The 24,470-nt window shown below is 68.9% G+C and carries 26 protein-coding genes; 18 read left to right on the top strand and 8 right to left on the bottom strand.

Going from position 1 to position 24,470, the window contains the following annotated elements:
* From ON31_RS02255 to ON31_RS02205, 11 genes are all read left to right on the top strand, one after another.
* Nucleotides 1–376: aldehyde dehydrogenase family protein (locus ON31_RS02255; RefSeq protein WP_039808787.1), on the top strand; the 376-nt coding region annotated here is incomplete at its 5' end.
* A gap of 12 nt (nt 377–388) precedes the next feature.
* Nucleotides 389–1,144: an SDR family oxidoreductase gene (locus tag ON31_RS02250; RefSeq protein WP_039808785.1), complete on the top strand. Its 756-nt coding sequence runs from the start codon at nt 389–391 to the stop codon at nt 1,142–1,144.
* Between the two features lie 35 nt (nt 1,145–1,179).
* Nucleotides 1,180–2,019 carry an NAD(P)-dependent oxidoreductase gene (locus tag ON31_RS02245; protein WP_051036703.1) on the top strand — a complete coding sequence of 280 codons (840 nt, stop codon included), beginning with the start codon at nt 1,180–1,182 and terminating at the stop codon, nt 2,017–2,019.
* Nucleotides 2,020–2,060: 41 nt separating this feature from the next.
* Nucleotides 2,061–2,384 (top strand): carboxymuconolactone decarboxylase family protein, encoded by a 324-nt coding sequence (locus tag ON31_RS02240; protein ID WP_051036701.1) that lies wholly within the window; start codon nt 2,061–2,063, stop codon nt 2,382–2,384.
* Nucleotides 2,385–2,416: 32 nt separating this feature from the next.
* On the top strand, nt 2,417–3,889 hold the full coding sequence (locus tag ON31_RS02235) for an FAD-dependent oxidoreductase (protein ID WP_039808781.1): 1,473 nt from the start codon (nt 2,417–2,419) through the stop codon (nt 3,887–3,889).
* Between the two features lie 15 nt (nt 3,890–3,904).
* Nucleotides 3,905–4,762, top strand: a complete 858-nt coding sequence (locus ON31_RS02230) for an LLM class F420-dependent oxidoreductase (protein ID WP_039808779.1) — start codon at nt 3,905–3,907, stop codon at nt 4,760–4,762.
* A gap of 61 nt (nt 4,763–4,823) precedes the next feature.
* Nucleotides 4,824–6,098, top strand: a complete 1,275-nt coding sequence (locus tag ON31_RS02225; RefSeq protein WP_039808777.1) for a glycosyltransferase family 4 protein — start codon at nt 4,824–4,826, stop codon at nt 6,096–6,098.
* Nucleotides 6,092–6,823, top strand: coding sequence for a class I SAM-dependent methyltransferase (locus ON31_RS02220; RefSeq protein ID WP_039808775.1), 732 nt, complete (start codon nt 6,092–6,094; stop codon nt 6,821–6,823). The genes ON31_RS02225 and ON31_RS02220 overlap by 7 nt, the downstream gene beginning before the upstream one ends.
* Entirely contained in the window at nt 6,810–7,883 is a 1,074-nt protein-coding gene (locus ON31_RS02215; RefSeq protein WP_081592164.1) for a glucosidase family protein, read from the top strand. The genes ON31_RS02220 and ON31_RS02215 overlap by 14 nt, the downstream gene beginning before the upstream one ends.
* A gap of 191 nt (nt 7,884–8,074) precedes the next feature.
* Nucleotides 8,075–8,839 (top strand): LGFP repeat-containing protein, encoded by a 765-nt coding sequence (locus ON31_RS02210; RefSeq protein WP_255221952.1) that lies wholly within the window; start codon nt 8,075–8,077, stop codon nt 8,837–8,839.
* A 56-nt stretch (nt 8,840–8,895) separates the two neighbouring features.
* On the top strand, nt 8,896–9,297 hold the full coding sequence (locus tag ON31_RS02205; protein ID WP_039808771.1) for a VOC family protein: 402 nt from the start codon (nt 8,896–8,898) through the stop codon (nt 9,295–9,297).
* Here ON31_RS02205 and ON31_RS02200 read toward each other — a convergent pair.
* Nucleotides 9,276–10,019, bottom strand: a complete 744-nt coding sequence (locus tag ON31_RS02200) for a helix-turn-helix domain-containing protein (RefSeq protein WP_039808768.1) — start codon at nt 10,017–10,019, stop codon at nt 9,276–9,278. The genes ON31_RS02205 and ON31_RS02200 overlap by 22 nt on opposite strands.
* A gap of 39 nt (nt 10,020–10,058) precedes the next feature.
* Entirely contained in the window at nt 10,059–10,718 is a 660-nt protein-coding gene (locus tag ON31_RS02195; RefSeq protein ID WP_029932792.1) for a class I SAM-dependent methyltransferase, read from the bottom strand.
* A gap of 138 nt (nt 10,719–10,856) precedes the next feature.
* On the opposite strand from ON31_RS02195, the gene ON31_RS02190 reads away from it, so the two are divergent.
* On the top strand, nt 10,857–11,420 hold the full coding sequence (locus ON31_RS02190) for a TetR/AcrR family transcriptional regulator (RefSeq protein ID WP_029932793.1): 564 nt from the start codon (nt 10,857–10,859) through the stop codon (nt 11,418–11,420).
* Between the two features lie 118 nt (nt 11,421–11,538).
* Nucleotides 11,539–12,894, top strand: coding sequence for a lanosterol 14-alpha demethylase (gene cyp51, locus ON31_RS02185; RefSeq protein ID WP_039808766.1), 1,356 nt, complete (start codon nt 11,539–11,541; stop codon nt 12,892–12,894).
* Between the two features lie 63 nt (nt 12,895–12,957).
* On the opposite strand, the gene ON31_RS02180 is transcribed toward cyp51, so the two are convergent.
* Together ON31_RS02180 and ON31_RS02175 are read right to left on the bottom strand one after the other, a co-directional pair.
* Nucleotides 12,958–13,446 carry a glutathione peroxidase gene (locus ON31_RS02180; protein WP_029932795.1) on the bottom strand — a complete coding sequence of 163 codons (489 nt, stop codon included), beginning with the start codon at nt 13,444–13,446 and terminating at the stop codon, nt 12,958–12,960.
* A gap of 46 nt (nt 13,447–13,492) precedes the next feature.
* Nucleotides 13,493–14,725, bottom strand: a complete 1,233-nt coding sequence (locus ON31_RS02175; protein WP_039808764.1) for a cytochrome P450 — start codon at nt 14,723–14,725, stop codon at nt 13,493–13,495.
* Between the two features lie 327 nt (nt 14,726–15,052).
* On the opposite strand from ON31_RS02175, the gene ON31_RS02170 reads away from it, so the two are divergent.
* Nucleotides 15,053–16,696 carry a GMC family oxidoreductase gene (locus ON31_RS02170; RefSeq protein ID WP_039808762.1) on the top strand — a complete coding sequence of 548 codons (1,644 nt, stop codon included), beginning with the start codon at nt 15,053–15,055 and terminating at the stop codon, nt 16,694–16,696.
* Nucleotides 16,697–16,960: 264 nt separating this feature from the next.
* Nucleotides 16,961–17,326: an LLM class flavin-dependent oxidoreductase gene (locus ON31_RS34400; protein WP_051036693.1), complete on the top strand. Its 366-nt coding sequence runs from the start codon at nt 16,961–16,963 to the stop codon at nt 17,324–17,326.
* On the opposite strand, the gene ON31_RS02160 is transcribed toward ON31_RS34400, so the two are convergent.
* Together ON31_RS02160 and ON31_RS02150 are read right to left on the bottom strand one after the other, a co-directional pair.
* Nucleotides 17,313–18,956, bottom strand: a complete 1,644-nt coding sequence (locus tag ON31_RS02160; protein ID WP_147287023.1) for a PKD domain-containing protein — start codon at nt 18,954–18,956, stop codon at nt 17,313–17,315. The two genes, ON31_RS34400 and ON31_RS02160, sit on opposite strands and share 14 nt — an antisense overlap.
* Nucleotides 18,957–20,047: 1,091 nt before the next feature.
* Complete coding sequence (locus tag ON31_RS02150; protein WP_039808758.1) at nt 20,048–20,665, bottom strand: TetR/AcrR family transcriptional regulator; 618 nt, start codon at nt 20,663–20,665, stop codon at nt 20,048–20,050.
* Between the two features lie 124 nt (nt 20,666–20,789).
* Here ON31_RS02150 and ON31_RS02145 point away from each other — a divergent pair, with 124 nt between their 5' ends.
* Nucleotides 20,790–21,902: an Rv3169 family protein gene (locus ON31_RS02145; protein WP_039808756.1), complete on the top strand. Its 1,113-nt coding sequence runs from the start codon at nt 20,790–20,792 to the stop codon at nt 21,900–21,902.
* A 7-nt stretch (nt 21,903–21,909) separates the two neighbouring features.
* Nucleotides 21,910–22,932 (top strand): phosphotransferase family protein, encoded by a 1,023-nt coding sequence (locus ON31_RS02140; protein ID WP_039808754.1) that lies wholly within the window; start codon nt 21,910–21,912, stop codon nt 22,930–22,932.
* Here the strand turns inward: ON31_RS02140 and ON31_RS02135 are convergent.
* Together ON31_RS02135 and ON31_RS02130 are read right to left on the bottom strand one after the other, a co-directional pair.
* On the bottom strand, nt 22,870–23,388 hold the full coding sequence (locus tag ON31_RS02135; protein ID WP_051036689.1) for an anthrone oxygenase family protein: 519 nt from the start codon (nt 23,386–23,388) through the stop codon (nt 22,870–22,872). The two genes, ON31_RS02140 and ON31_RS02135, sit on opposite strands and share 63 nt — an antisense overlap.
* Before the next feature lie 15 nt (nt 23,389–23,403).
* Nucleotides 23,404–23,793 carry a nuclear transport factor 2 family protein gene (locus tag ON31_RS02130; RefSeq protein ID WP_039808752.1) on the bottom strand — a complete coding sequence of 130 codons (390 nt, stop codon included), beginning with the start codon at nt 23,791–23,793 and terminating at the stop codon, nt 23,404–23,406.
* Nucleotides 23,794–23,872: 79 nt separating this feature from the next.
* Between ON31_RS02130 and ON31_RS02125 the strand changes: the two genes are divergently transcribed.
* On the top strand, nt 23,873–24,454 hold the full coding sequence (locus ON31_RS02125) for a TetR/AcrR family transcriptional regulator (protein WP_039808750.1): 582 nt from the start codon (nt 23,873–23,875) through the stop codon (nt 24,452–24,454).
* Nucleotides 24,455–24,470 lie beyond the last annotated feature (16 nt).

Raw genomic sequence — 24,470 nt, 5'->3', positions numbered from 1 at the left:
CCCCGCCGACGCGGCGACCGGCTACTACATCGAACCCACCCTCATCGCGGGCCTGCCGAATTCGGCCACGGTGGCGCAGGAGGAGATCTTCGGACCGGTGCTGGTGGTCATTCCGCACGACGGCGACGACGACGCCGTGCGGTTGGCCAACGACTCCCCCTACGGCCTGTCCGGCTCGGTGTGGGGCAGCGACCCCGAGCGGGTGCGGCGCGTGGTGGAGGGCGTGCGCACCGGGACGCTGAGCGTGAACGGCGGCATCTGGTACTCCGCCGACGCGCCCTTCGGCGGATACAAGCAGTCCGGGATCGGACGCGAGATGGGCGTCGCCGGATTCGAGGAATACACCGAGACCAAATTGATCGCGACCGGCTGCTGAAGGAGTTCGACCATGGCCCGCTTCACGGGAAGATCCGCAATCGTCACCGGTGCCGCACAGGGCATCGGCGCGGCGTACGCGCGTGCGCTCGCCACCGAGGGCGCGAAAGTCGTCGTCGCCGACCTGAACAGCGAGCGCGGCGAGGCGACCGCCAAGGAGATCGCCGCCGAGGGCGGCACGGCGGTGTTCCGGCGGGTGGACGTCTCCGACCCCGAATCCGCCGCCGCCGCGGTGGAATTCACCGTCGCCGAATTCGGGGGCGTCGACCACCTGGTGAACAATGCCGCCATCTACGGCGATATGAAGCTCGACCTGCTGCTCACCGTGCCGTGGGATTACTACAAGAAGTTCATGAGCGTGAACCTCGACGGTGCGCTGAATATGACCCGCGCGGTCTGGCAGCCCATGTCGGAGCACGGCGGCGGGTCCATCGTCAACCAGTCCTCCACGGCCGCCTGGACCTACTCCGGCTTCTACGGCCTGGCCAAGGTCGGCATCAACGGCCTCACCCAGCAGCTGGCACACGAGCTGGGCGGCTCCAAGATCCGCGTCAACGCCATCGCGCCCGGCCCGATCGACACCGAGGCCACGCGAAATGTGGTGCCGGGCAATATCGTCGACTCCATGGTGCGGCAGCAGTTGGCGATCAAACGCCTCGGCACCCCGGAGGATCTGGTCGGGGCCTGCCTGTACCTGCTGTCCGACGACGCCGCCTGGGTGACCGGTCAGATCCTGAATGTCGACGGCGGACAGGTGTTCCGATCGTGAGCGAGACCGCGGTCGGATTCATCGGCCTGGGCAATATGGGCGCGCCCATGGCGCGGCGGCTGCTGGAGTGGCCGGGCGGACTGGTGGTGTGCGATATGCGGCCCGAGGTGGTGGAGCCGTTCGCCAGCGCGGGCGCCGAAGGCGCGGTGAGCGCCGCCGAGGTGGGCGAGCGCTGCGGCGTGGTGTCGGTGGCGGTGCTCGACGACGCGCAGGTCCGCGCGGTCGTCACCGGTCCGGACGGCATCCTGCGCACCGCGAAGCCGGGGACCGTCGTCGCGGTGCACTCCACCATCTCCGACGATACGGCCGTCGCCGTGGCGGCCGACTGCGCCGAGCACGGGGTGGAATTCGTGGACGCCCCGGTGAGCGGCGGCGCTCCGGCGGCCGAGAACGGGGCGCTGGCGGTCATGGTGGGCGGCAGCGAGTCCGCCTTCGCCACGGTGCGTGAACCGTTCGGGCGCTGGGCCTCGCTCATCGTGCACGCGGGCGCGGTAGGCGCGGGGACACGGATGAAGCTGGCCCGCAATCTATTGCACTTCATCGCCTTCACCGCGGCGTCGGAGGCGCAGCGCCTGGCCGAGGCCGCGGGGCTGGACATCACCGAACTGGGCAAGGTGGTGCGCCATTCCGACTCATACACCGGCGGTCCCGGCTCCATCATGTTGCGAGACACCACCGCACCGGTGGCCGCCGACGACTTCTGGTTCCCCATCCTGAGCCATGTCCGCGATCTCGGCGAGAAGGATCTCGCGCTCGCACTGGCGCTCGGATCCCGGCTCGGCGTCGAATTACCGCTGGCCGCACAGGCTTTCGAAGAATTGGGCACCGGACTCGGCGTCGGTCCCGGCACGGTCGCGAAGAAGGAGCAGCAGTGAGCACAGCACCGGACGAGCGTCGGCAGCGCGGCCTGAAGAAGATGTCCGAGGTGTACGGCTGGGAGTTCCAGGACGGGCCCGGCGCGCACTTCGCGGTCACCGCCGATCACCTCTTCGCCGATATCTGGTCGCGCCCCGGCCTGTCGATTCGTGACCGGCGGCTGCTGCTGCTCGGCGCGCTCACCGCCCAGGGCCTGTTCGATATCGCCGAGATCCAGCTCGGCGCGGCCCTGCGCAACGAGGAGCTGGACGCGGAGCAGCTGCGTGAGATCGCGCTGTTCCTGTGCCACTACGTGGGCTGGCCCGCGGGCACCACGCTCGACCAGAAGGTCGGGAAGGTCATCGCGCAAGAGCAGAAGAAGTAATCGGCGTTTCAGCAGTGAGGAATTCGAACACCATGGCCGAGACAACCACCGTGCGACCGCTCCGGGCGAGCGAGGTGCCGACCTGGGATCACACGGCCGACGTGGTCGTCGTCGGCTTCGGCGTGGCCGGCGCCTGTGCCGCCATCGAAGCCGCCCGCGCGGGCGCCGACACCCTGGTGCTCGAGCGCACCGGCGGCTGGGGCGGGGCCGCCGCCATGTCCGGCGGCTTCATCTACCTGGGCGGCGGCACCCCGCTGCAACAGGCGCTCGGCTTCTCCGACACCCCCGAGAACATGGAGAAGTTCCTCACCGCCGCCCTCGGCCCCGGAGTGGACAAGGCCAAGATCCACGACTACTGCCAGGGCAGCGTCGAACACTACAACTGGCTGGTCGCCCAGGGCGTGCCGTTCAAAGAGGAGTTCTGGGGCGAGCCGGGCTACGAGCCGCCCGCCGATCAGGGCCTGATGTATTCCGGCGGGGAGAACGCCGCGCCGTTCAACACCATTGCCGACCCGGCACCGCGCGGGCACCTGCCCCTGACCCCGGACAAGAAGCTGGGTGAGAAGGGCGGCGGCTACATGCTCATGAAGCCGCTAGCCGACACCGCCGAAAAGCTCGGTGTCCGCCACGAATACGACGTGCGGCTGCGACGACTGATCGTAGACGACTCCGGCCGGGTGGTCGGGGTGGCGGCCACCCGCTACGGAAAGCCGGTGCACGTGCGCGCCGAACGCGGCGTGGTGCTGGCCACGGGCAGCTTCGCCTACGCGCACCAGATGGTGGAACAGTTCGCGCCCAAGATCTTCGGCCGTCCCGCCGCGACGGTGGAGGAGCACGACGGCATCGGCATCCGGGTGGCCCAGGCGCTCGGCGCGGATCTCGCGCACATGGACGCCACCGAGGTCGCCTTCATCGCCGACCCGCAGGTCATCGTGCGCGGCATTCTGGTGAACGGACAGGGCCAGCGCTTCATCACCGAGGACACCTATCCGGGCCGGATGGGCCAGGCTGTATTGCAGGAGCAGCACAACCAGGCGTATCTGGTCATCGACGAGGCCGCCCTGGAGGCGGCCTTCGAGACAAAGTCCTCCATGTCGTTCCTGCGCATCGCCCCCACCTGGGTGGCCGAGACGGTGGCCGAACTCGAGACCGAGATGGGCCTGCCGGAGAACGCGCTGCAGGCCACCATCGACCTGTACAACCACCACGCCGCCAAGGGCGAGGACCCGTTCCTGCACAAGAAGCCGGAATGGGTCAAGCCCATCGGCACCCCGCTGGGTGCGTACGACCTGCGCGGCTACACCGGCGGTTTCACCCTCGGCGGCCTGCGCACCGACCTGGACTCACGCGTGCTGCACGTGGACGGCGAACCGATTCCCGGACTGTTCGCGGCCGGGCGGGTCACCTCGGGCATCTGCGCGGGCGGGTACGCCAGCGGTTGCTCGCTCGGCGACGGCAGCTTCTACGGTCGGCGCGCGGGTGTGACCGCCGCCAAGAGCAACTGAGAGGTACTGACGCGCATGCGATTCGGCATCGTCGAGTTCACCAGCGACCGCGGCATCGCGCCCGCGACCGCCGCGAAGGCCGCCGAGGAGCGCGGCTTCCGCTCCTTCTTCGTGCCCGAGCACACCCACATTCCGGTGAAACGTGAAGCGGCGCACCCGCTCACGGGCAGTGCCGAACTGCCGGACGACCGGTACACGCGCACCCTCGACCCCTGGGTGGCGCTGGCCACCGCGGCGGCGGTGACCTCGCGCATCGAACTGTCCACGGCGGTGGCGCTGCCCACCGAGAGCGACTGCATCACCCTGGCCAAGACCATCGCCACCCTCGACCACCTGTCCGGCGGTCGAGTCACGCTCGGGGCCGGATTCGGCTGGAACACCGACGAACTCGCCGACCACGGGGTACCCGGCAACAAGCGACGCACGGTGCTGCGCGAATACGTGGAGGCCATGCGGGCACTGTGGACCCAGGAGGAGGCCAGCTACTCCGGCGAGTTCGTCTCCTTCGGCCCCAGCTGGGCCTGGCCCAAACCGGTGCAGCAGCACGTGCCGGTGCTGATCGGCGCGGGCGGCACCGAGAAGACCTTCCGGTGGATCGCCCGGACCGGGGACGGCTGGATCACCACCCCGACCGAATCGGATGTGCAGGCGTCCACGGCACTGCTCATGAAGTACTGGCAGGAGGCCGGACGCACCGGCACACCCCGCGTGGTGGCGCTCGACTTCAAACCGGACCCGGAGCGGCTGGCCCGCTGGGCCGACGCCGGGGTCACCGACGTGCTCTACGGCCTGCCGGACAAATCCGACGACGAGGTCTTCGCCTACCTCGACCGGTTGGCGAGCAAACTCGCACCGCTCGGGCTGCACGACTGAGTTCGACTCACCCAGCCCGCTTTTCGCTTCACCACGCTTCATCACGGAAAGGCACACCGACGTGCGCGTAGCCCTGCTGTCGTATCGCAGCAAGACACACTGTGGCGGGCAGGGCATCTACGTCCGATACCTCAGCCAGGGATTGGCCGAACTGGGGCATCGGGTGGAGGTGTTCTCCGGACAGCCGTATCCAGAACTGCTCGACCCCCGGGTGCGGCTCACCGAGGTGCCGAGCCTGGACCTGTACCGCGAGTCCGACCCCTTCCGCACCCCGCGTCCCGGCGAACTCCGCGATGGCGTGGACCTGCTGGAACTGGGCACCATGTGGACCGCCGGATTCCCGGAGCCGCGCACCTTCAGCCTGCGGGTCGCGAAGCTGCTGCGCGCCCGCGCCGGGGATTTCGACGTGGTGCACGACAATCAGTGCCTCGGCACCGGACTGCTCGACATCGCCCGGCATCTGCCGCTGGTGGCGACCATCCACCACCCCATCACCCGGGACCGGGCGGTGGATCTGGCGGCGGCCCCGTGGCGGCGCAAACCGCTGGTGCGCAGGTGGTACGGGTTCCTGGGGATGCAGATGCGGGTGGCGCGCCAGCTACCCGACCTGATCACCGTGTCCTCCTCGTCGGCGGCCGATATCCGCGCCGACTTCGGGGTGGCGCCCCAGCAGCTGCGCACCGTGCCGCTGGGCGTGGACACCGACCTGTTCCGGCCGCATCCGCTGCCCCGGGTACCCGGCCGCATCGTGGCGGTCGCCAGTGCCGACAAGCCGCTCAAGGGCATCGGTCACCTGCTGAAAGCCATCGCGCGCCTGCGCAACTCCCATGACCTGGAACTGCGGCTGGTGGCCAAGCTGGAACCCAACGGACCCACCGAGAAGCTCATCGCCGAACTCGGCCTCGCCGACATCGTCACCGCCGTCAGCGGACTCGCCGACGAGGAACTGGCGCGGCTGCTCAGCTCGGCCGAGATCGCCTGCATTCCCTCCCTGTACGAAGGGTTCTCGCTGCCCGCCGTGGAGGCCATGGCCAGTGGCACGCCGCTGGTCGCCAGCCGGGCCGGGGCGCTGCCGGAAGTGGTGGGCGACTGCGCGGAACTGGTCGAGCCCGGCAATGTGGGCGAACTGACCCGCGTGCTGGGCGCGCTGCTGGCCGACCCGGACCGGCGACACCACCTGGGCGCGGCCGGACGCCGCCGCGCGCTGACCGTCTTCAGTTGGGCGGCCGTCGCCGCGCAGACGGTCACCGTCTACGAGCGGGCCATCGCCCGGCATCTCATCCGCCCCGCCATCGCGCCGCTCGGCGCGCCTACCCAGGAGGCACGCACATGCTGACCGTCGACTTCGACCGCCTGCGCATCGGACCCGGCGTCCGGGTCATCGACGTGGGCTGCGGGGCCGGACGGCACTCCTTCGAGGCGTATCGGCGCGGCGCGGACGTGGTGGCCTTCGATCAGAACGTGGCGGATCTCGCCGATGTGCAGGTGATGTTCGAGGCCATGGCCGAGGCCGGGGAGAGCCCCGACTACGCCAAGGCCGAGACCGTGCGCGGCGACGCCCTCGATCTGCCCTACGGCGACGGCGAATTCGACGTGGTGATCGCCTCGGAGATCCTGGAGCACATCCCGCGCGACGGCCAGGCCGTCAACGAACTGGTGCGGGTGCTCAAACCCGGTGGGGCGCTTGCGGTCACGGTGCCGCGGTGGCTGCCGGAGCGCATCTGCTGGGCGCTGTCGGACGAGTACCACGCCAATGAGGGCGGCCACGTGCGCATCTACAAGGCCGACGAGCTGCGGGAGAAGATCTGCTCGCGCGGGGTGCGGCATGTGCGCACCGAGTACGCGCACGCCCTGCACGCGCCGTACTGGTGGCTGAAATGCGCGGTGGGCGTGTCCGCGGACAAACATCCGCTGGTATCGGCGTATCACCGAATGCTGGTGTGGGACATGATGTCCGCGCCGCCGCTCACCCGGGTGGCGGAACGGCTGCTCGATCCGCTCATCGGCAAGAGCGTGGCGCTGTACTTCACGAAACCGGCGGTGCGCCTTGGCGGTTACTGACCTACCCGGCGTGCCCGGGGTGCTCACCACGGCCGAGCTGCTGCACACCGCCGAATCCATCGCCGCCGCACAGGAATCCGACGGTGCCATCCCCTGGTTCGACGGCGGGCACACCGATCCGTGGGATCACCTCGAATCGGCCATGGCGCTCACCGTGGCCGGACTGTACGAGCACGCGCGGGCAGCCTACGCCTGGTCGGCCGCCACCCAGCGGCCGGACGGCTCCTGGCCCATGCAGTTCCGCCGGGGCACGGTGGAGAACGCCGACGCGGACACCAACTTCTGCGCCTACATCGCCACCGGGGTGCTGCATCACCTCACCCGCACCGGCGACCGCGCCTTCGCCGACGAGATGTGGCCGACGGTGCGCCGCGCCATGGATTTCGTGATCGGTCTCCAGCACGGGCGCTACGGGGAGATCCACTGGTCGCTCGGCCCTGCCGGAAGCTCCGGCGAGGCGCTGCTGACCGGCTGCTCCAGTATCTTCCACAGCCTGCGCTGCGCCCTGGCGCTGGCCGAGCGGGTCGGCGACCCGCAGCCCGAGTGGGAGGTCGCGGCCATGCGGCTGGGGCACGCGCTGCGCGAGCACCCGGAAGCCTTCCTGGACAAGAGCCGCTACTCCATGGACTGGTACTACCCCATCCTCGGCGGCGCGATCCGCGGCGATGCGGGCCGGCGGCGCATCCGCGCGCACTGGGACGACTTCGTGGTCGGCGAGCTGGGCATTCGGTGCGTCGCCGACCGGCCGTGGGTGACGGGGGCGGAAACCTGCGAGCTGGTGTTGGCCCTGGACGCCCTCGGCGAGCGCGAGCGCGCCCTGCGCCTGTTCACGAATATGCAGCACCTGCGGGAATCCGACGGCTCCTACTGGACCGGTCTGGTCTTCGCCGACGGCAAACGCTGGCCCGAGGAGCGCACCACCTGGACCGGGGCCGCCATGATCCTCGCCGCCGACGCGCTGAGCCGCGCCACCCCGGCCAACGGCATCTTCCGCGACCTGCTGCCCGAGGCGCCGGTGACGACTCACCTCACCTGTGAATGCGCGGATATCCGCGGCTGACGGACGCGTTCCATGCCGTTCTCTCGGCCGGTCGGGTCGACCGGCGTTCGCGGTCCGAAGCCCGCCGGAAGGACGACCGCGCCGGCTTGCGGGTGTGATGTCGATGGACGACGGCTCTGCCGTCTTGCCGCGAACGGCCGGGCCTTGGAGGATGGCGGCGTAACCGTCCAGCCGGAATCCGAGGTAGTGCGTTGAGTTCGATTCGTCGCGAGAGCAAGTCGTCCCCGCGTGCCCGGAACGCGCTCGCGCTGGCGGTGGCGGCTGCCGGCGTGCTGGCGCTGGGCACGAACAGTGCCGGGGCGCGGCCGGTCGGAGCGTTCGAGGTGGGCGGGGCCATCGAGATCACCTACGACGCGCTGGGCGGTCCCGAGGCGCTGGGCGACCCGGTCGGGCCGGAGTCGGATGCGGCCGGGGGCGGCAAGTACCAGGATTTCGCGCACAACGCGTCGATCTACTGGACCGAGGCGGTGGGCGCGCACGCGGTGGCCGGGTTCATCCGGGACAAGTGGCGGCAGCTGGGATCGGAGCGCGGGACACTCGGATATCCGGTGACGAACGAGGAGTCGACGCTCGGAAAGCCCGGCCGCTACAACCACTTCCAGGGCGGATCCGTCTACTGGTCGGTCGGCACCGCCGCGCACTACGTCGGGGGCGTGATCCGCGACAAGTGGGGCGCGGTCGGCTGGGAGAACAGCCCGCTCGGCTTCCCCATCAGCGACGAGGCCCAGACCAACAAGGGCAACGGCCGCTACAACCTGTTCGAGGGCGGAGCGGTGTACTGGTCCAAGGCCACCGGCACACACATCGTGTGGGGCGCGATCCGAGATCAGTGGGTCGCCGCGGGCGGCGAGAACGGTCGCTACGGGCTGCCCACCGGTGACGAGTACGACTACCAGGGCGGGAAGGCCCAGGACTTCCAGGGCGGGCGCATCGTGTGGAGCCCGGACGGCGAATAGGCGGGGTGTCCGATTTCTTCAAGATGTCGGGCCGTAGGGGGTTCTAGCGTCGGGGTATGACCAAGAAAGCACCTCGACTCGATGTCATCGGCCTGGTCGCCTCCGATCTGGACGCCAGCCTCACCTTCTACCGCCGACTCGGACTCGAATTCGGCCCCGTCCTCGGGGAAGGCCATGTGGAGGCCGAGTTGCCGGGCGGCTTCCGCCTGACCCTGGACGCCGAGGCGGTCATCGCCTCCTTCCATCCGAACTGGCGACCGCCGCAGGGCGACGGCCGCATCGGCCTGGCCTTCCACTGCGATTCACCCGCCGACGTCGACCGCCTCTTCGAGGAACTGGTCGCAGCGGGCCACCACGCCGAAATGAAACCCTTCGACGCACCCTGGGGACAGCGCTACGCGGTGGTGCACGATCCCGACGGCAATGGCGTGGACCTCTACGCCGCGTTGGACGCCTGATCGGCCCCCTGCACCGTCAGCAGTCGGCGCAGGGGCATTCCCGTGAGGTCGCGCACCTCACGCGCGAAGTGCGCCTGGTCGGCGTAGCCCGCGCGGGCCGCCACCTCAGCGAACGGCACACCCGCGCGGGACAGCGCCAGGCCGTGTTGCAGCCGCAGCACCCGGGCCAGGGTTTTGGGACCGTAACCGAAGCTCGCCAGCGACAGCCGATGTAGTCGGCGTGCGCCGAACCCGGTCGCCGTCGCCGTCTCCGCCACCGAGCGGCCCGCCGCGAGCTGCTCCGCGATCCAACGCACCACCGAATCGGCGGGTTCGGTGACCGCGGCCCGCGCGGCGGCCACCGCCTCCACACCGGCCACCGGGTTCGCGGACTCCCCCACCAGCTCGCTCGCCCGGCGTGCCTCGGCGGGCGACCACAGTGCGTCGATTTCGACACCGGCATTGCGCAGTTCGTGCGCGGGCACCCCCAGCAGCGCCGGAGCCGTACCCGGCGGGAATCGGATACCGGCGATCCGCGTCCCGGCCGGGAGCGCTACCGCCCGTGCCCGGGTATCCGGTCCAGCCACCCGCAACGCGCCGTCCATCCACAGCAGATCCATGCAACCGTCCGGCAGCACCGGCGCTTCGACCGCGGACCGCAGGGTCCGTGTCCACACCACGGCCCCCGCGACCGCCGCCGACGGCCGCTCCTGATAGGCGGGCGAGGATGCCGATTCCTCCACGTCCCCGAGGCTACGCGCGGGAACCGACAGCCGACGGCTCTAGTTGCAGGCGGCGGTGCGCTGGAGGATGCGCAGGGAGCCGGTCACCGAGAGTTCGCGGAACTTTCCGGAGTCCAGGGCGCGGCGGTAGATGTGGAAGGGGGCCTGGCCGCCGTCGGCGGGGTCGGGGAAGACGTCGTGAATGGCGAGCAGGCCGCCGCCCGCCACCCAGTGCGCCCAGTTGTCGTAGTCGCGCTGCGCGGCCTCCTCGGTGTGGCCGCCGTCGATGAACAGCAGGCGCACGGGGGTGCGCCAGATGCGGGCGGCGGCGGTGGAGGAGCCGAGGATGCCGACCACGGTGTCGGTGAGTCCGGCGCGCACCATGGTGCGGCGGAACGCGGTCACGGTGTCGAAGACGCCGGTCTCCGGGTCGACGAGGGTGGTGTCGTGGTACTCCCAGCCGGGCTGATGCTCCTCGGAGCCGCGATGGTGATCGACGGTGTAGACGGTCGCCCCGGTTTCGCGGGCGGCCGCGCCGAGATAGATCGCGGATTTTCCGCAGTAGGTGCCGATTTCGACGATGACACCGTCACCGGCGTGGTCGCGCGCGGCGGTGTAGAGGGCGCGGCCCTCCGCCGGCGGCATGAATCCGGTGGCCTGTTCGGCGAGTGCGAACAATTCGGCGGTGGCGGCGGAAATCCCCGCGGCGGCCTGTGTCATGAAATCCTTGCCTGCCTCATCCAAAACAGTTCCGGGGCACCCGTATTGATACCTCGCGAACATCGTGCGAGTTGCTCGGGGAGCCGACCCATAGTAGCATCCAGACACGTGTCTGATTCCCTTTCCGCCCGTCCGGTGGTGAGCATGGAGGCCACCCGCCGCCGCCTCACCGAGAAGCAGGCCGACACCGTCGACAAGCTCACCCGGGCGGCGATGGAGGTGCTCGCGCGCGAGGGTTTCGCGGGTCTCACGGTGCGCATGGTGGCCGCCGCCGCCGGGGTCGGCACCGCCACCGCCTACACCTACTTCTCCTCCAAGGAACACCTGGTCGCGGAGCTGTTCTGGCGGCGGCTCGCCGCCACCGAACCGCCGGTCGAGACCGATGTCGACAGCACCGCGCGCGTGATCGCGGTGCTGCGCCAGATCGCCATGCTGGTGGCCGACGAACCGGCGCTGGCGGGCGCGGTGACCAGCGCCCTGCTCGGCACCGATCCCGATGTGGCGCATCTGCGCCTGCGCATCGGCACCGAGATCCGCAATCGGCTCGTGGCCGCCCTGGGCGCGGATGCGGATCCGGAAATCGTGGAGACGCTGGAATCGCTGTACGCCGGTGCCCTGGTGCGTGCCGGAATGGGTTATGCGTCCTATATCGAAATCGCCGACCAGTTGGAAAAGTCGGCACGGCTCGTGCTGCCGCACTGAATCCCGCGCGGAAATTTTTCGAAATGACACCGAATTCGATGGGATCCCTTGCCGCGCAACACCTTCCGTAGTACCGTCCAGACAGGTGTCCAACACCGGTACCGTTGGGAGGTTTCCGATGACCCTGGTGCGACCGCGACAGGTCTCCGGCGGCGAACACGAACACGGCCATCTCGAGGAGTTCCGCACCGATCCCATCGCCCTCATGCGCCGGGTGCGCACCGAATGCGGTGATATCGGCTCCTTCCGGCTCGCCGACAAGGACGTGATCCTGCTGTCCGGCGCGCAGGCCAACGAGTTCTTCTTCCGTGCCTCGGACGACGAACTCGACCAGGCCGCCGCCTATCCGTTCATGAAGCCCATCTTCGGCGAGGGCGTGGTGTTCGACGCCCCGCCGGAGCGGCGCAAGGAGATGCTGCACAACTCGGCCCTGCGCGCCGAGCAGATGCGCGGACACGCCAGCACCATCGCCCGCGAGGTGGACCGCATGGTCGCGCGCTGGGGCGACGAGGGCGAGATCGACCTGCTCGAGTTCTTCGCCGAGTTGACCATCTACACCTCCTCGGCCTGCCTGATCGGCGTGAAGTTCCGCGAGGAACTCGACGCCCGCTTCGCCCGGCTCTACCACGAACTGGAGCAGGGCACCGACGCCTACTGCTATGTGGACCCCTACGCGCCCATCGACAGCTTCCGCCGCCGCGACGAGGCCCGCCACCAGCTGGTGAAACTGGTGCGCCACATCATGGCCGGGCGAATGGCGAATCCGCCGGAGGGCAAGGCGGACCGGGACATGCTCGACGTGCTGGTGTCGGTGCGCGACGAGCAGGGGCAGCCGCGCTTCTCGGCCAGCGAGATCACCGGCATCTTCATCTCCATGATGTTCGCCGGGCACCACACCACCTCGGGCACGGCGGCGTGGACGATCATCGAACTGCTCCGCAATCCCGCGGTGCTCGACAGCGTGGTGACCGAGCTGGACACCCTCTACGCCGACGGCCAGGACGTGAGTTTCCATGCGCTGCGCCAGATTCCGCGCTTGGAGGCGGCACTGAAGGAGACGCTGCGGCTGCATCCACCGCTCATCATCCTGATGCGGGTGGCCCGGGACGAATTCGAGGTGTGCGGCCACGGCATCGCACCCGGTGACCTGGTGGCCGCGACACCCGCTGTCTCCAACCGCATTCCGGAGGACTTCCCGGAACCGGACCGCTTCGATCCGAACCGCTATCTCGACCCGAACCAGGAGGATCTGGCCAATCGCTGGACCTGGATCCCCTTCGGCGCGGGCCGCCACCGCTGCGTGGGCGCGGCGTTCGCGCTCATGCAGCTGAAGGCGATCTTCTCCATCCTGTTGCGGGACTGGGAATTCGAACTCGCACAACCCTCGGACAGCTACCGCAACGACCACTCCAAGATGGTGGTGCAGCTGGAACAGCCCTGCACCGTGCGCTACCGCCGCCGACAGCGGCCCTGAGCTGGACGCCGGGGCGGCGGGGGAACTCCCCCGCCGCCCCGGCATGTTCGCATGTCGCGGATGTCAGAGCGCGGCCTCGATCGCGCCGGTGACGGCGGCGTCGGTCGGCTCGGTGCGCGGGCGAATACGGCTCAGCACCTTGCCGTCGCGCCCGATCAGGAACTTCTCGAAGTTCCACTGGATATCCCCGGCCGCACCCTCGGCATCGGGGGTCTCGGTCAGCTCCGCGTACAGCGGGTGGCGGCCCTCGCCGTTGACCTCCACCTTCTCCAGCAGCGGGAAGTCCACGCCGTAGTTCGTGGCGCAGAAGGTCTGGATCTCCTCGGCGCTGCCGGGCTCCTGCCCCATGAACTGATTGCAGGGTGCGCCGACCACGGTGAAGCCGCGCGGACCGTAGGTCTGCTGCAACTCCACCAGGCCCGCGTACTGCGGGGTCAGGCCGCACTTGGAGGCCACGTTCACCAGCAGCACCACCTTGTCCCCGGCCAGTTCGGCCAGGGTGGTGGGTTCGTCGGACAGGGTGCGCAGCGGAATCTCGCGTAGGTCGGTCATGGGCCCGATCCTAGAACGAGTTCGTGGCCGTTACCCGACGGCCGGACTACGCGTAGCGAACCGGCCAGTGCTTGATGCCGTTGATCCATCCGGACCGCAGTCGCTGCGGCGGCTCGACCTCGCTCAGATTCGGCATGGCGTCGGCGATGGCATTGAACATGAGATCGATTTCGAGCCGCGCCAGATTCGCGCCGACACAGAAATGCGTTCCGGTGCCACCGAAGCCGACATGCGGATTGGGATCACGCAGCACATCGAATCGGAAGGGCTCGTCGAAGGCGTCCTCGTCGAAGTTGGCGGAGCTGTAGAACAATCCGACGCGATCGCCCGCCCGAATGCGCTGTCCGCCGATGTCGGTATCACGGGTTGCGGTGCGTTGGAAAGCGGTCACGGGCGTCGCCCAGCGCACGATCTCGTCGGGCGCGGTGCGCGGCCGCCGCTCCCGGTACAGCTCCCACTGATCGGGATTGTCGACGAAGGCTTTCATGCCGTGGGTGATGGCATTGCGCGTGGTCTCGTTGCCCGCCACGGCCAGCAGAATCACGAAGAATCCGAACTCGTCCGAACCCAGCGCCTCGCCGTCGACATCGGCGTTCACCAGCTGGCTCACGATATCGTCGACCGGGCAGGCCCGCCGCTGTTCGGCCATATTCCAGGCATAGCCCAGGATCTCGGCGGATGCGGCGTTGGAGTCGCCGCCGTACTCCGGATCGTCGTAGTTCAGCGTCTCATTGGTCCAGGTGAAGAGCTTGTGCCGGTCGTCCTGCGGTACGCCGAGCAATTCGGCGATGGCTTGCAGTGGGAGTTCGCAGGCGACCTGTTCGACGAAATCTCCGCCGCCGGTTTCCTTGGCGGCGGCCACGATTCGGTGAGCGCGCTCGGTGAGCGCGGCGCGCAATCCCTCCACGGCGCGCGGGGTGAATCCCTTGGAGATTATTCGTCTGATCTTGGTGTGTTTCGGCGGATCCATATTGACCAGCAGCGCGTTACGGGTCAGATCCAGCTGCTCGGGCGTGCTGTCGCCCGGTATGCGGATGATCGCGCCCTTCTCGTTCGAGGAGAACAGATCGGGGTGGCGGGAAATCTCCTTCACGTCCTCCAGGCGACTGATCACCCAGTAGCCGCCGTCCTCGAACGGGGCTGCCTGTTCGGGAGTCTGCGCATTCCACCAGACCGGTGCGGTGCGCCGGAGCGCGGCGAATTCTTCGACCGGACTTCGGTCCGCCCAGAGTGCGGGATCGGTGAAATCGAATCCGGTCGGTATCGACGGAACAGTCATTGTTCCTCCTGCGGCCTGTCGGCGCCACGATGCGAAATTGGAACACGTTCTACAGCAGATTCAACCATGTGACCCCGTCGCGGACCAGGGGTCGCGGCCATCGATTTCACCGTCGGGCACGAGGGCTCATCCAGTTACCCACCAGCACCGACCATGAAACCCGTTCTTCGCCTGTCATATCCTGGAAATGCATCCCACTGAGTGAGATCCGTGCGCACTGCCTGCGCGTAAGTTGATCTATAGATCTGGACAAGTCCCGCCGGGTGTGCTGAGACTAGAACTTGTTCTACAGTGATCAGAGGCACACTCGAGGATGAGGTAACGAACATGACCGCTTCTCCGCGCTCCGCGGACGCCGCAACCGAAGCCGATTACGTCGTCGTAGGCGCGGGCAGCGCCGGTGCGGTGGTCGCAGGCCGCCTCGCCGAGGCCGGGGCGAGCGTGATCCTGTTGGAGGCGGGGCGCAAGGACAACACCCGGCTGGTCACCAGCCCCGGCATGATCACCATGGTGCACACCGTGCCGCAGCTGAAGCAACGCGTGGTGTGGAAGCAGTACTCGGTCCCACAGAAGCACGCCAACGAGCGCAAGATCCCCATGACGCGCGGCAAGGTGCTCGGCGGCTCCAGCTCCGTGAACGGCATGCTCTTCGTGCGCGGCAACCGCGCCAATTACGACTCCTGGGCCGCCGAGGGCAACACCGGCTGGAGCTACGACGAGGTGCTGCCCGCCTACAAGCGGCTGGAGAACTGGGAGGAGGGCGCGTCCGACGTGCGCGGTGCGGGCGGCCCCATCGAGGTCACCCGGCAGCAGGACCTCACCCCGATCACCCAGGAGTTCATGATCGCCGCCTCCGAGACCCTCGGCGCGCCGATCATCGACGACTACAACGGGGCATCGCAGGAAGGCATCTCCATCTTCCAGCAGAGCGTGCGAAACGGTCTGCGCTACAGCTCCTCCCGCGGCTTCATCACCGACCGGCCGAACACGAACCTGACCGTGGTCACGCACGCGCACGTCACCCGCGTGGTCATCGAGAACGGCCGCGCCACCGGTGTCGAGGTCGCCGACAAGAAGGGCGCGCGGCGGATCATCCGGGCCGCCAAGGAGGTCGTGGTCTCCGGCGGCGTGGTCGGCTCGCCGCAGATCCTCATGCTCTCCGGCATCGGCCCGGCCGGGCACCTGCGCGATCTGGGCATCGACGTGCACGCGGACCTGCCGGTCGGACAGAACCTGCACGACCACCTGTTCGTGCCCATGACCTACATCTCCAAGAAGGCCATCCACCGCGGCATCCCCACCTATTTCGCCCGCGGCATCCTGCGCGAGCTGCGGCGGCCCGGCAGTTCGTGGATGGGCCGCACGGTGTTCGAGGCGGTCGGCTTCGTCAAGACCAAATTCGCCGAGGGCGACTACCCGGATATGCAGATCCACACCCTGCCGTGGTCCTACCCGATCCCCAACCAGGACGAGGACAAACTGCACATGGTGGACCGGCGGCCGGGCCTGACCATCTTCCCCAGCCTCATCTACCCGAAGAGCCGTGGTGAACTGCGCTTGGCCTCGGCCGATCCGTACGCCTCGCCGCTCATCGACCCGGGCTACCTCACCGACTCCCGCGATACCGAATTCCTCGTCGAGGGCATCCGCATCATCCGGGAGATCATGGCGCACAAGGCCATCGCCGGAGACGTCATCGAGGAACTCGCCCCCGGCCCCGACCTCATGGACGAGAGCGCGCTGCGGGCGGAGCTGCCCAACCGCATCCACTCCATCTATCACCCGGTCGGCACCTGCCGCATGGGTGTGGACGAACGCGCGGTGGTGGACCCGACGCTGAAGGTGCACGGCATCGAGGGCCTGCGCGTCGCCGACGCCTCCATCATGCCCAGCATCACCGGCGGCAATACCAACGCGCCCAGCTACATGATCGGCGAGAAGGCCGCGGAGTTCATCACCGCCGATATGTAGCACCGCGAGACTCGGTACCGCGCTGTTGTGCTTCCCTGCCGGAGCGGTACCACCCCACCCCTTCCGGGACCGGTTGCACCCTCTTCGGTCCCGGGAGGGGTGCGTGGGATCAGTGGCGATGGCCGCGCAGGTGGCCGACGGGCTGCTCGTCATGCCGTTCAACAGCGCTCGGCACTACCGGGAGCGGACACTGCCCGCCGTGGCGGCGGGCCTCGACGGGTCCGAGCGCCCGTTCGAGATCATTGCCGAAGCCCCATCGTGGCCATGGGCACCACGGACGCGGAGATCGAGGTCGCGCGGCGGGCGGTGCGGAATCTGCTGGCGTTCTACGGTTCCACCCCGGCCTATCGACCGGTCCTCGAGGTGGAGGGGCGGGCCGGGTTGCAGCCCGAACTCAATGCGCTGTCCAAACAGGGGCGCTGGCCGGAGATGGCCGCGCGCATCGACGGCGACCTCGTCGACGCCATCGCCGTCAGCGGTACCCCCGCCGCGTGCGCGGCCACCATTCGAGAGCGGTTCGGGGACACCATCTCCCGGGTGTGCTGCTACTTCCCGGGCTATCCGGTCACCGATGCCGCCATCGCCGAACTGGCGGCCGCGCTGCGGGGCGGGGCCGTCAGCCGATCGTGATGCTCGCGCCCGCCTCGTACAGGGTGCGGTTGCCCTCCACGTCGGTCACCACCAACCGCGCCCGATGGGGTCCGCGCCCGGTGTAGGTGTGCGCGACCGTCGGCGCGGTGGTGGTGACGTGGATGCCGTCCCCGAAGTACCAGTCGTACTCGCGGACGGCGCTGCCCGCCGCCGTGGCGTCGAAATGCACCGTCTGCCCGACCGGCCCGGACTCGTGGGAGAGCGTGAAGCCCTCGCCCGTCGGCCCACCCCCGCCGAACCACTCCCGCATCCGGGGATGCAACAGGAACGCCTCGGCGTAGCGCCGCGCCCCGTCCACATCGGGCCGCCCCAGTACGGGGATCCGGCACTGCGGGGCCTCGTGATCGGTCTCGGGACAGGTCAAGGCCCGCAGCGTGACCGACTCGTCGCCGAAGGGATTCAGCCATAGTCGGCTCGTCGCGCCGGGTACGCCGTCGCGCGCCACCAGTCCGTCCGCGGCCACCGCGAAATCGACTCCGGCGGCGGCATTGGCCTCGTGCGCGGCCTGCGCGAAGGTGGCCGCGGATAATCGCACGAACTCCGACCAGCGGGGCAGACCGTCCGGCAGCAGCTCGGCATCGAAACCGTGGAAGTAGTTGGACACCAGCACTTTCGGCGCACCCGGCAGGCCGTGCGCACGTTCCAGGGCGGTGCGCATGCCACGGCCGCCGTAGCCGAGTTTGGCCCCGCTGTAGTAGGGCACGTCCGCGGCCGGATTCACCGGATCCGCGCCCTCCCCACCGCATTCGCGCCGCACGGCACTCACCAGGTCGGCGCTGCCCGGGGTGACGCCGAGCGGAATGCCGAAGAAGGGGTCGAGGTCGTTGACGCAGCCGTTCACCAGCACCAGGTCCACCCGGTAGCCGCCCGCCTCCGCCTCCGAGGCGGCACGTTCCAACTGGCAGAACACATCCGGCAGGCGTTCGTCCAGCGGCACCGACTCCATGGCGACAGTGCCGTACACCTCTCGCGCGTAATGCTGTTCGAGGCAACCCGCGTCGTCATTGCCCGCGGGCACGGTCGGGGCGTCGAGAACCGCGCCGGACACCGAGTAGTCGTGCAGTTCCACGGCGCGGCCGGTCCGCGAGCCCAGGGTGTCGGCGGTCAGGTGGGCAAACTTGTGTTCCAGGTCGAGCACTTGCCCCCACATGACCGCGTCGCCGACCGAGACCACGTGCAGCGCATCGCATTCCCGCGCCGGGTACAGCGACCACGGGGTGCCGAACTCGGTGACGGCGCCGCCGGGGAGATGGGCACGGGCATCCACCCGCAGCGGGCCGGAGCCCGGAATCTCGTGCCGGGCGATCTCGAAGGGAATGGTCAACACCTCGCCGTCCACGCGCGCCGTACCGCTGCGCAGCAGCCGGTCGCCGGCGCGCATCCGCCACTCGATATCGGCCCGGAGTGGGATGCCGGGCGGGTACCAGACCGATGTGGTGCCCTGGAGCGGGCCGTCGCACAGGCCGCCCGGGGTGGCGCTGACATCGATGACCACGGGGTAGTCGGTGATCACCTCGGCCTGCGCCGGTGCGGATCCGGCCGCGACGGCCAGGACCGGGACGGCGAGCGGCAGCACGGGGTGCCACCACCGCGATCGCCACAAGTTCAACAGCTCCTCCTCGAGTGCGCATACGAAAGCGCATCGGCGGCATGTGAAATGCCGCCGATGCTGAAATAGGAAGTTCTCCGAGCGAATTCGCCGCGCACCATACCCAATCCGGTTGCGCCATCGCGCTACCAACTCGCTACCAATCGACACACGCCGGGCAGAGAATGACGACACGCCGCGACCCGCCGATATCGGCGTTTTGCCCGCCACGCCGACTCTGCGTGTCCCGATTGCATCTACCTGCGTTTCTGCTACATATTTGCCATGAACGCGAGGAATCTGACGCTCGCCGCACTTGTCTTGACCGTGGCCTTCCGGGCGCGGAACCTCCCCGGCCCGCTATCCAACAGCTACATCTCGCTGGCAGCTGCCGGGCGCTCGCGCCGAGCACCGCGCCCGTAGCGCCGAAAACGACTGTTGGCCTGCGAGTTTCAGGTTGCAAGGTCTTGTTAAGGGCGCGCCAAGCCGGGCGCGACATCGTATGTCTCGACACCGGAACAGCCGGTGTCACCCGGAAAACCACCATCGGGGGTGGCAGCCGGGGCGCGACCCGTCCACGAGGGGTGTCGGGTCGTGCCCGGGCGACACGAACCACCACCGTCGATCGGACCCGTCCACGAGGGGTGTCGGGTCCGGCGGCGGTGGCCGGAACACCGGTGGTCTCGCGTCCGGGAGCGCGGACCATCGGACGGGGGGGACGCTCGAAGGGCTCGGCCGCGGGGAGGCGGCGGGCCGGACGGGCACGGCGGGAGCCGCCGGGCTCGAGCACGGGGAGGTGCCGAGCCCGGCGGATCCTGCGGGGGGTAGCACCCGCCCACATCGTCTCGGGGAGGAGCGATGGCGGCGGGTCGGGGTGGGGCCGCGCTACTCGACCACGAGGGGTGTCGGGTTTCGCGGGCGGAGGGTAGAGCCCGCCGGGCCGATCAGGTCCGGCGGGCTCTTTCGTGTATCACGATCCGGTCGCCGTGCGATCTTGTTTCATGGATGGCCTGGCCGGCCGCCGGTGCCTGGAGGCATCATGGAAACAAGTGCGGCAAGCAGATTGGGAGCGATATGGAAACCGTGGTCGTCTTCATTCTGGCCACCCTGATCTATTGGTTCGGGTTGCTGCGCTGAGGCGTGCGCGCCACAGCGACCAGCGCGTCCGCCATCTGCTCGCAGAACGCGTCCGCGCCCTCTTCGCCGTGCGTCAGCGCGCGAATCAGCGTCGCACCGCGCAGGAGTTCGAAGATCGCGTCCACATCGCATCCGGCTGACGCCTGCCCCGCGGCCGCCGCGCCCGTCAGCAGTTCCCGCAGCGCCCGCCGGGTCGGCTGCTCTCCGCGATCGAGAATCCGCCGGTAGCTCTCCCGGTCGTCGTGGTAGGCGGCGAGCAGGCCGGGGATGGCCGAGCGGGCCGCCGGATGCGCCGCCGCGCCGTGGCACAGCCGCGTCCAGGCCAGCAGATCCGCGCGCAGGTCGCCCGTGGGCACCGGATGATTGCCGGGGTCCAGCGCGAAGACCGCATCCTCGATGAGCGCGCGCCGACTCGGCCAGCGCCGGTAGATGGAGGTCGTCACCACCCCCGCCCGGCGCGCGACGGCCGCGATGGTTGTGGCCTCGTACCCCTCGGTGACCAGCAGTTCCTGCGCCGCGGCCAGTACTTGGGCGTCCAGTTGCGGGTCTCGGGGCCGCCCCGGCCCGGTGCGGGTGCCTGCGGGTGCGGTCACGTGAACCCTCCCTCATGTCGAGTATTCGTCCGATTCAGCCTATCGGCGCAGCCCGATTGAAATACGCTATGCATCGTATTCTAATAGCGGCGCTCGCACGCCAGGCCGCACGAGAGGCACTCCCATGCTGACTCCCCAGGACGAACTGCTCTGCCACCAGCTGCCCACCACCTTCGACCACGTCCTGCAGAGCGATCTGCGCTGGACCGAGCGAATCGTGCTGTACGGCTTCGACACCGGCGGTACCGCCACCGTCATGACCGGTATGGCGCGCTATCCCAACCGCAATGTCACCGACGCCTACGCCATGGTCACCCTGGACGGCGGCAAAACCCACGTGGTGCGCATGTCCCGCGAGATCGCGGGACGCTACGACGGTCTCGGCTCCTGGCAGGTCGGCCCCTACCGCTACGAGATCGGCGAACCGCTGCGCACGGTGCACGCCAGCCTCGACGACAATGCGCACGGAATGCGGTTGCGCCTGGACTTCGATGCCGAATTCCCGGCCTACGAACAGGAACCCGCGTTCTTCCGGTCCCGTGGGCGAGTGCGTGAGGACGCACGGCGGTACTACCAGAACGGGCGCGTCTCCGGCTGGCTCGAGGTGGAGGGCGAACGCCTGGAACTGGATCCGGACACCTGGTGGTTCGGGCGCGACCACTCCTGGGGCACCCGGCACGGCGGAGGCGGCGGCAGCCTGGCGGAGGGCGAGGGCATGCAGCCCCCCGAGGTCCCGGACGGGGTGCTGTATTTCATGGGCATCTTCGAATTCGCCGACGAGCTGGTGCATTTCGCGCATCGCGAGACCGCGGACGGACAGCGGTGGCATTTCGAGGGCACCGTCGTCCCGCGTATCGACTCCACGGCCGCGCCGATTCCGATCGTGGCAGTGGAGCACGATCTGCGGTTCCGGGAGGACTTCCGAATCCTGCGCGAGGGCACCTTCCGCGCCCACGGCGCGGATGGGCGAACCCGAGAATTCGCGGTCACCGCGCTGAAGGACTTCTGGCCCGGCCTGGCCGGGTACGACAGCTACCGCGGTTACGCCTCCGGGCTCTGGCGCGGGCCGTACTACAGCGACGGCTTCACCGTCGACCTGTCCGATACCGACGAGCTGCGCCGGGTGAGCATGCTGAGTGAGACCTTCTGCCGGGTCGAGCACGGCGGCGAGGTCGGACACGGCCTGGTGGAAATGGTCTGCATGGGTCGTCATGCCCGCTACGGATTCGCGGGGTAGGAGAACCGTGTCGACCGCACGCCTGCCCGGGGAGCGGCTACCGGCCGCCCTGGAACCCATTCTGCGACAGCGCCTGCCGGTGAGCGCGACCGCACGCATCCGCCAGTGGGCACCCAGTCCGCGCGGATTCGCCACCGAGACCTACCTGTTCGAGGTGGTCGACGAGAACGGGTGCGTCCCCTTGGTTTTCCGACGTCCACCGGAGCTGTCACTGTTCCCGGATTACGACCTGCTGCGCCAGGTGCTCGTCATGGAGCGCCTGGCCGACACCGACCTGCCCGTCGCCACCGTCCGGTGGCTGGACCGCTCGGACACCGCACTGGGCAGCCCGTATTTCGTCATGGACCGTCTCGACGGGGAAGCGCCCGGCGACTATCCGTCGTATCACGTGGCGGGCAACTACTATGCCGCGAGTCCGGAGAACCGGACGCGAATGTGGTGGGGCTGCGTGGACACCATCGCGGCGATACACCGATTGGACTGGCGGGCACTGGGACTGGACTTCCTGGCCATGCCCCGATTCGGGTCCGGACCGGTGGACCAGCTCGTCAACTACCTCGAAGCCGCCCTCGCCTGGGCCACCGGCGACCCACCCGCCACCTACCGCCGCGCCATCGCCTGGCTGCGCGCCCACCGCTACGACCCCGAGCACGTGGTGCTGTGCTGGGGTGACGCCCGCATGTCGAACATCCTCTACGACAAGGACTATCGCGTGACCGGCGTCCTCGACTGGGAGACCGCCCACCTCGGCGACCACGAATACGATCTGGCCTGGCTGCTGTTCCTGGACTGGGCCAGCAGCGTCTTCGAGGGCCACACCCCCCTGCCCGGCACCCCCACCCGCGCGGAGACCATCGCCCACTACGAAGCCGCCACCGGCATGCCGGTCCGAAACCTCCGCTACAACGAGGTCCTCGCCGCCGTCCTGCTCTCGATTCCACTGCTCCGCATGGCCGACCGCGTCCGACTACCCCCGGACACGGACATCACCGGCTTCTGCACCACCCGCATCGAGGAGCTGCTGCCCTGACCGGTGCTGCCACAGTGCGAGCACGATCATCAACACGAAGGCCGCGATCGCCGTACCGGTGCGCAGGCCGTGGAAGAGGTCCCAGCGCGACAGGATCGCCGCGTAATCAGCGGGGGCACCGTCGGTCACCCACGCGTTGATCTTGTGATTGATGGGGACGTTGCCCAGTCGGGTAATGGCGAAGGAGGCCACGACCAGCACCGCCGCCGCCCCGGCCAGCACCCGGGTTCGGCCCCGGGCCGCCACGGCGAGAGCGGTACAGCTCAGTGCCGCCGTCGCCATGGTGAGCTGCATGCTGATGCTGTTGGCCCGCATGAGCTCGGTGTGGAACTCGAGCCGCAGCTGCAGCGGGACGCGATGGAAGGTGGGCGCGATATTCGCCAGTCCATAGCCGAAGGCACCGGCGAGCAACCCGGTGGCGAGCAGGGATGCGGCACGGAGGATATGGATACGCATGGGGGTTCCCGGTGATCAAGCGGCGGTGACGGTGCGGGTGAGCTGGTGGGCGTGGCGCATGCGGCCGTCCGGGGTGAACTCCCCGAAGAAGTGCACGTCGGTGGTGATCTCGTCACCATTGCGCCGTCGCGCGTGGATCGTCATGCGGGCGGCGATGCGGCCGCCATCGGCCATGGCCTCGTGGACGTCGAAGCGATACTCGGCCAGCGTCTTTCGTATGGGGCGCAGGTGGGCGATCAGGCGGTCGCGGTCGATGCGCAGACCGTCGGCCACCTGCACGATATCCCGGCTGTGGAAGCGGTCGACGACCTCCGCCGGGTCACGGTCGCTCATCGCCGCGTCGGTGAAGGAGGTGAAGAAATCCCTGATGAACTGCGCGGGATCGGATGGCGAGTCGATGTTCATGGCTCTCCTGCCATAGAATTCTGACAACGCTGTAAAGGTTAGAGCGCGGTCGAAACTTTGACAAGGGTGTAAGAATTCCATGAGTCCGGGACCACGCCGACGCGCCGATGCGGAACGCAGCCGCACGGCGATTCTCGACGCCGCCACCCGGCTGCTCGCCGAGCGGCCCGATGCGGGACTCGCCGCGGTAGCCGCGGCGGCGGGCGTCACCCGCCAAACCATCTACGCGCACTTCTCCTCGCGGGAGGAACTGCTCACGGCCGTGGTCGAACGGACCACCGCCGCGACGGTCGCCGCCATGGCCGCCGCCGATCTCGACAGCGGCAGCGCCGTCGACGCGCTGTTGCGCATTCTCGATGTCGGCTGGCGCGCCTTCGAGGCGCATCCGACGCTGCAACTCATCGCCCCCACCGCACCCGAGGAGAGCCGGGAACTCCACAATCCCGTCCTCGACCACCTGCTGCCGCTGCTCCGTCGCGGTCAGCGGCAGGGCGAATTCGACAGCGCCGCAACGCCGGAATGGCTCGCCGCGGCCATTGTCGCGCTGAGCCACGCGGCCGGGGCAGAGGTCACGGCCGGGCGAATGGGCCAGCCCGCGGCGGAGCGGGCCCTGCGCCGCAGCGTGCTGCGGCTGGTCGGCGGAGAACGAGAGGGTCGATGACAGCGCTCCGCCCCGG

Source organism: Nocardia otitidiscaviarum NBRC 14405, from assembly GCF_000308635.1.
Classification (GTDB): domain Bacteria; phylum Actinomycetota; class Actinomycetes; order Mycobacteriales; family Mycobacteriaceae; genus Nocardia; species Nocardia otitidiscaviarum.
This window is presented reverse-complemented; position numbering and strand designations above follow the sequence as displayed.